The organism is Mesobacillus sp. ABV4_180, assembly GCF_056158485.1.
Genome location: NZ_JBSWTJ010000001.1, coordinates 104,456 through 117,065, shown reverse-complemented (window position 1 = coordinate 117,065; position 12,610 = coordinate 104,456). Strand labels below are relative to the sequence as shown.

Annotated in this window: 10 protein-coding genes; 7 read left to right on the top strand and 3 right to left on the bottom strand. The window is 45.2% G+C overall.

The window, feature by feature from the left end; translation table 11 throughout:
* Window positions 1–23 precede the first annotated feature (23 nt).
* Both glmM and glmS read left to right on the top strand, forming a co-directional pair.
* The gene (glmM, locus tag ACXAEA_RS00580) at window positions 24–1,373 is read left to right on the top strand and encodes a phosphoglucosamine mutase (protein ID WP_475094070.1); all 1,350 of its coding nucleotides are present in this window, start codon (window positions 24–26) and stop codon (window positions 1,371–1,373) included.
* A gap of 493 nt (window positions 1,374–1,866) precedes the next feature.
* Window positions 1,867–3,669, top strand: a complete 1,803-nt coding sequence (glmS, locus tag ACXAEA_RS00575; protein WP_475094069.1) for a glutamine--fructose-6-phosphate transaminase (isomerizing) — start codon at window positions 1,867–1,869, stop codon at window positions 3,667–3,669.
* A gap of 836 nt (window positions 3,670–4,505) precedes the next feature.
* Here glmS and ACXAEA_RS00570 read toward each other — a convergent pair.
* On the bottom strand, window positions 4,506–5,411 hold the full coding sequence (locus ACXAEA_RS00570; protein WP_475094068.1) for an NERD domain-containing protein: 906 nt from the start codon (window positions 5,409–5,411) through the stop codon (window positions 4,506–4,508).
* A 125-nt stretch (window positions 5,412–5,536) separates the two neighbouring features.
* Window positions 5,537–6,601, bottom strand: coding sequence for a M14 family zinc carboxypeptidase (locus ACXAEA_RS00565; RefSeq protein ID WP_475094067.1), 1,065 nt, complete (start codon window positions 6,599–6,601; stop codon window positions 5,537–5,539).
* A 231-nt stretch (window positions 6,602–6,832) separates the two neighbouring features.
* On the opposite strand from ACXAEA_RS00565, the gene ACXAEA_RS00560 reads away from it, so the two are divergent.
* The 4 genes from ACXAEA_RS00560 to ACXAEA_RS00545 all read left to right on the top strand — a co-directional run bounded on the left by ACXAEA_RS00560 (window position 6,833) and on the right by ACXAEA_RS00545 (window position 11,649).
* Window positions 6,833–7,510, top strand: a complete 678-nt coding sequence (locus tag ACXAEA_RS00560) for a response regulator transcription factor (RefSeq protein WP_475094066.1) — start codon at window positions 6,833–6,835, stop codon at window positions 7,508–7,510.
* On the top strand, window positions 7,507–8,913 hold the full coding sequence (locus tag ACXAEA_RS00555; protein WP_475094065.1) for a sensor histidine kinase: 1,407 nt from the start codon (window positions 7,507–7,509) through the stop codon (window positions 8,911–8,913). The genes ACXAEA_RS00560 and ACXAEA_RS00555 overlap by 4 nt, the downstream gene beginning before the upstream one ends.
* Window positions 8,914–9,040: 127 nt before the next feature.
* Window positions 9,041–9,445 (top strand): hypothetical protein, encoded by a 405-nt coding sequence (locus tag ACXAEA_RS00550; RefSeq protein ID WP_475094064.1) that lies wholly within the window; start codon window positions 9,041–9,043, stop codon window positions 9,443–9,445.
* Window positions 9,442–11,649, top strand: coding sequence for an MMPL family transporter (locus tag ACXAEA_RS00545; RefSeq protein WP_475094063.1), 2,208 nt, complete (start codon window positions 9,442–9,444; stop codon window positions 11,647–11,649). Before ACXAEA_RS00550 ends, ACXAEA_RS00545 begins: the two co-directional genes overlap by 4 nt.
* A 110-nt stretch (window positions 11,650–11,759) precedes the next feature.
* Here ACXAEA_RS00545 and ACXAEA_RS00540 read toward each other — a convergent pair whose 3' ends face one another.
* A complete protein-coding gene (locus tag ACXAEA_RS00540; protein WP_475094062.1) occupies window positions 11,760–11,933 on the bottom strand; it encodes a hypothetical protein in 174 nt (57 codons plus the stop codon).
* Window positions 11,934–12,204: 271 nt separating this feature from the next.
* On the opposite strand from ACXAEA_RS00540, the gene ACXAEA_RS00535 reads away from it, so the two are divergent.
* Window positions 12,205–12,405, top strand: a complete 201-nt coding sequence (locus ACXAEA_RS00535; RefSeq protein WP_023626356.1) for a cold-shock protein — start codon at window positions 12,205–12,207, stop codon at window positions 12,403–12,405.
* Window positions 12,406–12,610 lie beyond the last annotated feature (205 nt).

The following is a 12,610-nucleotide window of genomic DNA, read 5'->3' as shown; positions in this document are numbered from 1 at the left end:
TCATACAAGGAGAGATTTTAAGAATGGGTAAATATTTCGGTACAGACGGAGTACGCGGTGTTGCAAATAGTGAATTGACACCAGAATTGGCTTTTAAACTTGGCCGTTTTGGAGGCTATGTCCTGACAAAGGAACATGATCGTCCAAAGGTGTTAATTGGCCGTGACACACGTATTTCTGGCCACATGCTTGAAGGAGCGCTAGTAGCCGGCTTATTATCGATCGGAGCCGAAGTCATGAGGCTCGGCGTCATCTCTACACCTGGTGTATCTTATTTGACTAAGGCTCTTGGTGCACAGGCAGGTGTCATGATCTCCGCTTCTCACAACCCGGTGGCGGATAATGGCATCAAGTTCTTTGGCCCGGATGGTTACAAACTTTCGGACGACCAGGAAAATGAAATCGAGCAATTGATGGATTTGGAAGTGGATGAGCTTCCTCGACCTGTTGGGGCTGACCTTGGACAGGTAAATGATTATTTTGAGGGCGGACAGAAGTACCTTCAATACTTGAAGCAATCAGTTGATGAAGATTTCACAGGACTACATATTGCGCTGGACTGCGCTCATGGAGCAACTTCTTCATTGGCTACACATTTATTTGCAGATCTCGATGCGGACATCTCGACAATGGGAGCATCCCCGAACGGTCTGAATATCAATGACGGTGTCGGATCTACCCATCCTGAAGCATTGGCTGCATTTTTAAAGGAAAAGGGTGCAGACCTTGGTCTTGCGTTTGATGGAGATGGCGACCGCCTGATTGCGGTTGATGAAAAAGGGAACATTGTTGACGGCGACCAGATCATGTATATTTGCGGCAAGTTCCTGAAAGAAAGAGGACAGCTGAAGCAGGGTACTGTCGTTTCTACCGTAATGAGCAACCTGGGCTTTTACAAGGGGCTTGAGGAAAATGGCATCCAGAGCGTCCAGACAGCGGTTGGTGACCGTTATGTCGTAGAAGAGATGAAGAAGAATGGATACAATCTTGGCGGCGAGCAATCCGGCCACATCATCTTCCTTGACTACAATACGACTGGTGACGGCCTGCTGACAGGTCTTCAGCTTGCAAATATCATAAAGGCAACGAACAAGCCGCTTTCCGAGCTTGCTGCTGAAATGAAGAAGTATCCTCAGGTTCTTGTGAATATCCGCGTGACAGACAAGCATCATGTAACAGATAACGAGAAAGTAAAAGCTGTGATTGATCAGGTAGAAGCGGAAATGAACGGAAATGGACGCATCCTCGTTCGACCATCGGGAACTGAGCCATTGGTACGTGTCATGGCAGAAGCACCATCTGCAGAGCTTTGCCAGGAATACGTGAACCGCATCGCAGCGGTTGTTGAAGAAGAAATGGGATTGAAAGAATAGAAATGAGCATCATATGCATAAGGGCATTCAGCACAAAATAGAGCCCTTATGCATATTTTTTTATGAAGGGAAGTTTTAGCTTATCTATTGAGGGTATTTGAACGGGTAGGCTGTTTTCCTTTTTTTCACTTGACGGATTCATGAGTATCATGTATGATAATCCTGTTTTTGTAAAAAAAACAAATTTAATGTGAAAGGTGGGCAGAGGTTTTACAGGATTGGAAAAAACTAAAGCGCCAGGACTAGTCCTTGACCGACAAATGGATTAGTTGACGAGGTGGAGGTTTATCGAATATTCGGCGGATGCCTCCCGGCTGAAAGCACAGCCGCGAATTCCTTCTTTAAAACATTAAGGCAACTTAATGCACAAAGAGATGGGGATGCTAAACTAACGGGGTAACACCTCAAAAAAATATATATGAGATAAGGGGGCAAGCCGCCCCTGTTTTTAAGAGGCTTCTTGCCCCCTGTCGTAACAGGAGGAATAGAAGTTATGTGTGGTATCGTTGGATATATTGGAAATAATGACTCGAAAGAAATTTTATTAAAAGGGCTTGAAAAGCTTGAATATAGAGGATATGACTCTGCCGGGATCGCAGTAATCAATGGCAACGGAGTTCATGTTTTCAAAGAAAAAGGACGCATTGCAGACCTTCGCAACGCAGTTGACCTGGATGTAATGGCAAACGCAGGAATTGGCCATACTCGCTGGGCTACTCACGGTCCTCCAAGCAAGGTGAATGCTCACCCTCACCAGAGCACTACTGGAAGATTGACTCTTGTCCACAATGGTGTCATCGAAAACTACGATTTATTGAAGCGCGAGTATTTGCAAAATGTTGAATTGAAAAGTGAGACAGATACTGAAGTCATCGTACAGTTGCTTGAACTGTTCGTAAACGAAGGTCTGAGCGTGGAAGACGCATTCCGCAAAACGCTGACACTTTTACATGGTTCATATGCACTTGCCCTGATCGATGAGCAGGATAACGAGACGATTTATGTAGCTAAAAACAAGAGCCCGCTTCTAGTCGGCCTTGGTGAAGGTTTTAATGTTGTAGCAAGTGATGCAATGGCAATGATTCAGGTAACTAGCCAATACGTTGAACTGATGGACAAGGAAATGGTTCTTGTCACAAAAGACGAAGTGACAATCAAGAACCTTGAAGGAGAAGTAATCACACGCGCTCCTTACACAGCAGAGCTTGATGCAAGCGATATCGAAAAGGGAACCTACCCACACTACATGCTCAAGGAAATCGACGAGCAGCCGCTTGTAATGCGCAAAATCATCCAGAACTACCAGGATGGCGAAGGTGCGCTTGAAATCGACTCTGACATTGTAGCTGCAATGAAGGATGCGGACCGCATCTACATCATCGCTGCTGGTACTTCCTATCACGCAGGCCTTGTCGGCAAGCAGTTCATTGAAAAATTGGCGAAGATTCCTGTTGAAGTCCATATCTCAAGTGAGTTCGGCTACAACATGCCGCTTCTTTCTCAAAAGCCATTGTTCATCTTCATTTCACAGAGCGGTGAAACGGCGGACAGCCGCCAGGTTCTTGTTCAAGTGAAGGAAATGGGCTACAAAGCTCTTACGATCACGAATGTTCCTGGTTCTACGCTATCCCGTGAAGCAGATTACACTCTTCTTCTTCATGCTGGACCTGAAATTGCTGTAGCCTCAACAAAAGCATATACAGCACAGCTTGCTGTCCTTGCTATTTTAGCAGAAGTAACAGCTCGCGGCCTTGGTCATGATGTTGACTTTGACCTTGTACAGGAACTGGGAATCGTAGCGACTGCTATGGAAGCACTTTGCGACGACAAAGAAGAATTCGAAAGCATCGCGCGCGAGTACCTGACTGTAACAAGAAACGCATTCTTCATCGGACGCGGAATCGACTTCTATGTAGGCCTTGAAGGCGCATTGAAGCTGAAGGAAATTTCGTACATCCAGGCAGAAGGCTTCGCAGGCGGAGAACTGAAGCACGGAACGATCGCCCTGATCGAAGAAGGCACACCAGTCATCGCCCTTGCTACACAAGAGTTTGTAAACCTGAGCATCCGTGGAAACGTCAAAGAAGTCGTAGCCCGCGGTGCAAACCCGTGCATCATCTCCATGAATGGACTGGAAACAGACGAAGACCGCTTTGTCATCCCAGAAGTGCACAGCCTATTAACACCTCTTATCTCAGTAATCCCGCTGCAGTTGATCTCTTACTACGCAGCATTGCACCGCGACTGTGACGTCGATAAGCCAAGGAACTTGGCTAAATCGGTAACGGTTGAATAATATTGGTGATATACCCAGTCAGCATTTTGTGTTGGCTGGGTTTTTTTTATATGATGATTAGATTAAAAGGTGTGTATTAAGAGTTTGCGTGCCCAAATAAGTGGTGATCCAGCACGAAAGGGAACGGAAAAGCAGTTTGCGTGCCCAAACGAGTGATGATTCAGCACAAAAGGGAACGGAAAAGCAGTTTGCGTGCCCAAACGAGTGTTGTTTCAGCACGAAAGGGAACGGAAAAGCAATTTGCGTGCCCGAACGAGTGGTGGATCAGTACGAAAGGGAAGGGAAAAGGAGTTTGAGTGCCCGAACGAGTGTTGATTCAGCACGAAAGGGAACGGAAAAGCAGTTTGCGTGCCCAAACGAGTGATGATTCAGCACAAAAGGGAACGGAAAAGCAGTTTGCGTGCCCAAACGAGTGATGATTCAGCACAAAAGGGAAGGGAAAAGCAGTTTGCGTGCCCAAACGAGTGATGATTCAGCACAAAAGGGAACGGAAAAGCAGTTTGAGTGCCTGAACGAGTGGTGATCCAGTACCAAAGGGAACGGAAAAGCAGTTTGCGTGCCCGAACGAGTGGTGAATCAGCACAAAAGGGAACGGAAAAGCAGTTTGCGTGCCCAAACGAGTGATGATTCAGCACAAAAGGGAAGGGAAAAGCAGTTTGCGTGCCCAAACGAGTGATGATTCAGCACAAAAGGGAACGGAAAAGCAGTTTGAGTGCCTGAACGAGTGGTGATCCAGTACCAAAGGGAACGGAAAAGCAGTTTGAGTGCCCGAACGAGTGGTGAATCAGCACGAAAGGGAACAGATAAAAGACTAAAGCTGAATCAAGCATGAAACATTACTTAAAAAAGCTCAGTTTGTTTTTTCTAATAAGCACCATGTTTTTTGATAATATTCTTCTTAGGATTTTCTTAGATAATATATGATTACACCATTCATAAACAAGAGCAGTTGTAATTTTCCTCTCAGGAAAAAGCAACTTAATTTCCGCAACACTCCGCATCACGGCATCATCAATTTTTTCATGGCTTCCACAATGACTGCAGACGAAATCCCTTTTTACTATAGTGTCTAAAATAGTATGGCATCCCCCACAAAAAATCCCTTTCTTCAATCTCTCGTAATCATAAACCGGCATTCGTTTGTATGGGTTATCCACTTTATGCCGTTCAAGAAGCTTCTCTGCTAGTTTTTTATGCATGTTATTCAGTTTCGAATGTTTCTTGTTCAGTTTTTTCATGAAGCGGTTTAACTGGCTTGGCAATATGATGTTTGCATTCTTTGGGGCATGGAATAGGGTGAATTCGGGGTTGATGAACACAATGTAGGACTCAATTTCTAGGTGGAAGCCGAGGCTGTTCAGCAGCTGCCGGAGCAGGGAGGTGCTTCGCTCTAATTGGAGCAGGGGGTCTTTGACTTCTGTGCCGTTCATTATTTTGAGACGTTCATCTTCGTAGTAGTAGTCTCCCTCGCTATTTTTAACCTCGAAGAGAAGGAGGGCATTTTGCACAATGACGCTCGAATCGATTTGAAACGTGGTATCATTCCTTTCCAGGAGCAGGTCGTTCAATGTCAGGTGTTCAATTTCAAGACTTTCCATCCATTCATCGAATTGGACTTCGCCTTCATAGCCTTTTCTGAGGCTGAAGTGTCGCTGTTTTTCTTTTTCGCTGAATTCCATTCGGGATTCGAGGAGATTCATCATTTTTAATTCTGCTGATTCATAACGGTATTTTAGAATCATAGTCCACATCCTTTCATGTCTATTTTTATGTAAAAACAGCTGAATTTCCAGTGAACAATTTTGAACAAATAAAAAAATCTGCCAGGGCAACCTGGCAGAATGCGTATCTACAGAGTAAGTACTACTTACTCGTCCTCTTCTTCACCTTGTCTGTTTTGCTGGTATGGAAGTGTGTCCCAGAAGCTTGTGTCCATTTTTTCAATGGAGTCATCGGCAATGGCTCTTACGGTTGCATCCAAAGTGGTGATGGTCTGCTTGATCAGGTAGCCGTTGCTCTTCTGGCCTAGTGCGTATGATTCGATATAGTGGTCGGACATGCCGCGCATTTCAAATAATAGAGTTGAAATATCATAACGGACTGCTGCGCCGTTGCGGCCGATATTGGCGCCGTCCCCGCCGCGATATTTTCCGATATGGCCCCAGCCGGTGTTTTCAAGCGCGTTGTAGACAACTGCACCGAGCTTTTTGGATCCCTCAAGGACTTCTGGTTTAACCTCAGAATTGGTTGGATACAGAATCGACCCAGAAACAAGTTCGCCTTCGGTCTCGCTTAGGGTACCCTGATGATGGAGGTCGATCATATAATCAATATCGTATTTAGCAAAGACGTTTTCATGAAGCGCACGGGCTTCAGGTTCCATCTCATATGTTTCTTTTGCGTGTTCCCGGTTCAAGTCTACGTAGTTTGCATTATAGCGCGTCAGGTGGCGGTCTCCGTCAGCGTGATAGTCTTCAAGGGAGAAGTCGACATCGCCCATCGCCCCGTCTGCGTTCAGCATTGGAATCACCAGGATATTGACATCCTTCAATACGCCGCTTGTTTTTGAAGTGCCCAGGTGCTTGATAAACTCCATCGCTCCTTCAGTTGTCAGCTGTTCGTTCCCGTGCTGCTGGGTCAAAAATAACACAGTAGGGTTATCAGGATTGGAGATGTATTTAGCCATATAAATATCACGGCCTTTTACCGTCTGCCCGATCACTTCAAGCTCCATTGCCTCTTGTTTGGCATCCTGTGTATTCAGGTAATCTACTAAACTCTTATATGTATGCAGGATTGAAGTTTGCACCGCTCCATTTCCGGCTCCCGGACCATTTCCAACTGCGCCTGCAGGCAGTGAAACCGCCGTAACGGCACCAATGGCCATCATGCTTGATAGTGAAACTGATAACACTTTCTTTTTCAAATTCATCGTCATACCTCCAAAAAGTAGATTCGCCACTATTTTACAGAATTTTTAAAATATATTTAATAGAGTATGATGCCTATTTATCAGACAAATTTCGAGTTGCGAAATAAGTAAAAAGGATAGAGTTTAAAAGGCGGTAAATAGGGTTTCGTAGGCGAAAAGTAATTAACTATGATGCCAGCGCCGTAATCGATATAATGAAGTTAACTATGAACTGAGTAAGGAGACACAATAATGGCCGCAATCTTAATAGTGGATGATGATCTCAATATTTTATATTTGGTGAAAAATCAGCTTCAACAGGCGGGACATGTGGTAGTTCAGGCCAGTAACGGGACAGAAGCTTTGAGGATGCTCGACAATAATGTCATTGATTTGGCTGTTGTGGATGTGATGATGCCGGGAATGGATGGCTATGAGCTGACAAGGCAGATCAGGGAGATGCACGATATCCCGGTGATCATGCTTACGGCAAAGGGACAGATTGAGGATAAGGAGCTCGGATTCCTGTCGGGAACGGATGATTACATCGTGAAGCCATTTGACCCGAAGGAGCTGATTTTCAGGATTAACGCTCTATTTCGCCGATATCAGAAGCGGAGCAATCTGCGGATTACCATTGGCGACGTGACTATCAACCAGCAGAATTTCGAGGTGCAGGTGAAGGACAAGACGTATATTTTGCCATTGAAGGAATTCGAGCTCCTCTCTTTCATGGCAGCGAAGCCGAATCAGGTGTTTACGAGGAACCAGCTGATCGAGGAAGTCTGGGGCCTGGATTTTTCAGGTGATGAACGGACGCTGAATGTCCATATCAAAAGATTGCGTGACAGGTTCTCTGAATTGACGGATGATTTCACAATTAAAACAATCAGGGGAGTCGGTTATCTGGTTGAGGTCCAAAGCAAATGAAATCCATTTATTCAAAATTTGTATTAGCGACCATTGCCATCATTCTTACGAGCACGATTATTGGGTTCTTCATTTCCAATACATACTACCATCAGCTCGTGAAACCTTTAAATGACGAAAAGAATGTCAGTGTGGCCAAAAATCTGGCAAGTTATATTGAGAGCCAGAAACCTCTCGAACTGGAACCGTATTTAGAAAATGCAGCATCGATGGGCTATCAGATTTATGCAGTCAATGCCAGCGGCTACAAACAGGATTTCGGTGCAGCGTTTAAACGCCAAAACCTTGAACAGGAAGCGGTCGATTCAGTACTCAAAGGCGAAATCTACCACGGGATGAGGGAGTTCCCGATGGAAACCTTCGTCACCGGCTTTTTCGCGAATGAGCTGCGGAATACTGTCGGCGTTCCGTTCACTTATGAAAAAGAGCAGTATGCGTTGTTCATGAGACCGGATATCAAGCTGCTGTTCAGTGAAATCCATGTGCTGATGGGCTGGATGATTCTGATCATGTTCATTGTCAGTGTCATTCTTGTGCTGATTGCCTCGAAATATCTCGTCAAGCCGATTACCGAACTGACTTCTGCCACGAAAGAGATCCAGGAGGGTCATTTTGATATCAAGCTGGATATTAACCGGCAGGATGAACTGGGTGTTCTGGCGAGAAGCTTCGAGGAGATGAGCTTGAGGCTAAGCCAGCTTGACCAGATGCGGACAGAATTCGTCTCGAATGTATCCCATGATTTTCAATCACCGTTGTTGAACATCCAGGGATATACCCAGCTCCTGGGGAAAGATGGTTTGACGAGGGAAGAGAAAGCACGGTACATCCAGGTGATCCATCAGGAAACAAACCGTCTGTCTCTGCTGACAAAGCAGCTGTTACTGCTGACTTCCCTGGAAAAAGAGGAGTTTTATTTTAATCCTTCGCCTTTCAATTTGGGTAATCAGCTAAAGGAGCTTGTGCAGAAATATTTATGGCAGCTCGACGAGAAGGGGATTACATTATCCTATAGCCTTCAAAATGTGATTTGCATTGGAGACCCGACGCTCCTATACAATGCATGGGAAAACCTTTTTACAAATGCGATTAAATACAATAAAGAAAACGGAGAAATTGAAATAGCGATTCATGATGAGCAGGATTCTGTGCAAGTGGCCATAAAAGACACTGGTATCGGGATGAGCGCAGAGGAAATCGAGCGGATTTTCGACCGTTTTTACCGAGCCGACCCATCAAGGTCAAGGGAAATCGAAGGCACCGGCCTCGGCCTCTCCATTGTAGACCGGATCATCAAACTGCATAAAGGAACCATAACCGTCAAAAGCGAACCCGGCCAAGGCACTGAGTTCATCATTACACTACCGCGAGATCACAGGGACGGTTCTTGTGTTTCCATGTAAAATACTTTAAAAATAAGCCACTTCCTGATTTGTAATATCCAGTTCACCTTCTGTTCACCTTCGATTCTTATAATAGGTTCGTAAGGTAACAAAAGTGTTTTCTGAATTACTTAAAGGGGTGGTTTTTTTGAAAAGAGGAAATTTGGCACTGCTTAGATTTTCGGCAGTATTTTCAGTGATCGGTGCGATGCTTGGTGCACACATGGCAGGGGCAGGTTCGTATGCGTTCCGCCCGATTCATGCGCACATCCTGGTTGTCGGGTGGCTGACTTTGTTTGCGTGGGCGGTCTACTATGAAGTGTTCACGATCACGTCGAAAAAATTGGCGTCCTGGCATACATGGACGGCGATCATCGGTACGACAGGACTTACGGCAGGAATGTGGGTCCATAACCTGAAGCCATTTGATTTGCCTGAAGCGGCTTCGCTTGTTCTTTACATTGGCGGAGGAGTGACTTTGCTGGTCAGCTTCATCCTTTTCCTTGTTACCACATTTTTTATCGAACGTGCAGTTGAAAGTGAGGTCAAGTGATCGTGAAATGGGCTAAGTTATTAACCTCTTTTTCAAGTGGCAAGAAGGGTTCAAAGTGGATTGTCGCTGTCTGGTTCATTGCAGCGATGCTGATGGGGTGGCTTGCTCCGGGTGCGAGTGATTATGCGACAAGCGTCAATGAATCTGGTCTGCGTGAGGATTCTGTTGCGCTAAAAGCAGATGAGAAGATCAAGGAGCATTTCCCGGATGACAAGGGAACTCCGGCTTTGCTTGTTTTTAATAAAAAGAACGGTGAGTTCAGCGAGAAGGACTTCGCCGTCATTGATGAGGTCAGCAAAAAGCTTGAGGAAGCAGAGCTGAAACCGGTAAAGGCGGTTGTTCCGTTCCATGAGATGCCGCAGCAGGCGAAGGCATCTTTCCTGTCGGAGAATAATACGACCCTGATCTTGCCGGTTTCGCTGAAGGAAAATCTCGAGCGAGGAATGATCAATGACACCATCAAGGAGATTGGAAAAATAGCGAAGCAAGAGTTGAAGGGACAGGATGAAGTCAAACTGGCGATTACGGGCCCTGCCGGAATTGTCGCCGACATGATCGGCATCTTCGCCAGGGCGGACATTGTCCTGCTTTTAGGGACGATGGGCTTGATCTTCGTCCTGCTGATCTTGATCTATCGCTCGCCACTCCTGGCATTGGTACCTCTCTTAGGTGCCGGAATTGTCTATGAAGTGGTGAATAAAACGATTGGGATATTTGGCTCGTTCGGGATGAAGGTGGAGACGCAGTCAACCTCGATCATGTCTATCCTGCTTTTTGCGGCATTGACCGATTATTCGCTGTTTATCGTCGCTCGATTCAAAGAAGAGCTGAAAAAGGAAGAAAACAAATATTCCGCAATGAAACGGGCGATGGATGAGGTCACAGAACCGATCCTCTACAGCGGCGGAACGGTACTCGCGGCAATGCTCGTGTTGTTCGCGGCCATTTACGAACCGTATCGCAACTTCGCACCTGTGTTCTCGATCGCGCTAGTCTTGATCATTCTCGGCGGCTTGACATTGCTGCCGGCTTTGTATGTACTGTTCGGAAGGAAGTCGTTCTGGCCGTCAATCCCGAAGATGGACGATCAGGCAGCAGCGAAGGCCACAATCTGGACGAAGCTTGGAAATACCGTTGTGAAAAATCCATTGAAAAGCGGATTTTTTGTTCTGATTCCGCTCGTAGCCATTGCGTTAAATACATTGAATATCAATTATTCCTTCAATCTGATCAAATCGTTCCCGGACGACATCCAGTCACGGCAAGGATATGAGATTTTGGAGAAGAACTTTTCACCAGGTGAATTGGCGCCGACAACATTGATCGTAGAAAGCAGCAAGGAACTGGATAAAGAGAAGTTGCAAAACTTAAGGGAAGAACTGCTTGCGATGGATGGAGTTGAACAGGTGAATCCTGATTTTTCAACAACTGATCCGATGCAGGCTGCAAGACTTGATACTTATTTTTCCGGTGATAAAAATGCAGCAAAACTTGAAATCGTTTTTGCTGGGAACCCTTATGACCAGGAAACATTTGATCAGTTGAATGAAATCCGCAGTAATGAACAAAAGTTTAAACTGGATGCCGGCCTGGAGGGTGCAAATCTTTACTATGCCGGCGAAACTGCCAAGCAATCTGAAATCCGTGATGTGAATGACCGGGATACCTGGGTGGTGGTTCTCTTAACGACACTGGTTATCATGATTTTGCTAGGATTGCAGACCAGATCGCTAATCGCGCCAATCTATATGATGGCTACAATCATCCTGTCATATTTTACGGCGCTTGGGGCAGGATTCTTCATCTTCGACCAGTTCTTCGGATATTCCGAAATCAGTTACCGGATTCCGCTGTATACATTCATCTTCCTGGTAGCATTGGGCGTGGATTATAACATCATGCTGATTTCAAGGATAAAAGAAGAAGCGAGAAAGCATCCGATCAAGGAAGCGATCAGTCTCGGGTTATCCCATACAGGAGGAGTCATTTCATCAGCCGGCCTGATCCTCGCAGCGACATTCGCGGTGCTGATCACCCAGCCAATCATGGAACTATTCATGTTCGGCTTCACCGTCGCGATCGGCGTCTTGATCGACACCTTCCTGATCAGGACCATCCTCGTTCCAGCCATCATGGTCAAATTGGGCAAATACAGCCTATGGCCGCAAAAAGTGAAGGCAGAAGAAACGGATGTGAGTGAATGAGATATAAAAAAGCGTGCTCAATGGGGCACGCTTTTTACATACATATTCTGCAATATTCCAATAGAAATGCGGGGCATTAAAAAAAGAGCACGAGAACCGTCCCCGTGCTTCTAAATCTTCTCCAGTTCTTCCTCGAAATAGAAGGTGCTGGGATGTTCTTTTACGGTGTACGAGAATCTTTTCATGTTTTTCACGTATTGGGATTTCATGATCGTCACTGTTTCACCGGTTTCTTTGATATTGACCGACTGACCTGCTTTATAAAGGTTGCTTGCGCTTTTCAATTAGCCACGCCCTTTCATATACTATTTATTATAGCACAGTTTCCGTTTGACTCTTGTATTTCCATTATGGGCTTTTAACGCAAATTTAAAATGTCCTATATATTGCTATACCTCTTAAAGCTTGCACAATTATTTTATTTCTGTTATTCTTAGGAAGAATTATTTTTGTTCGGTATGCAAGGAAAGAACATGCACTGCTTGATTCGCCTGGATATCACTGATACAAGAATAGTAACAAATTGTGTGGATAACACACTAGGAGGCAACAAAAATGGAAAACGGTAAAGTAAAATGGTTCAACGCAGAAAAAGGTTTCGGATTCATCGAGCGTGAAGGTGGAGAAGACGTATTCGTACACTTCTCAGCTATCCAAGGCGAAGGCTTCAAGACTCTTGAAGAAGGCCAAGAAGTTTCTTTCGACGTAGAACAAGGCGCTCGTGGACCACAAGCGGCTAACGTTACAAAACTATAATAACGATTTAGCACATACAAACAAGCTCTGATTCGTCAGGGCTTGTTTTTTTATTTGCGAATTTCCTCGGTAAAATCAAAGTTCCCGGAAAATAAAGAAACCCCACTCGTCCAAAGTGGGGTTTTTACTACGGTAAAGCAATGGTTGTTTTTATTATAGCATAAGTTTTACAGTCACTGTAAAAAACTTTTATAGATTGAACGAT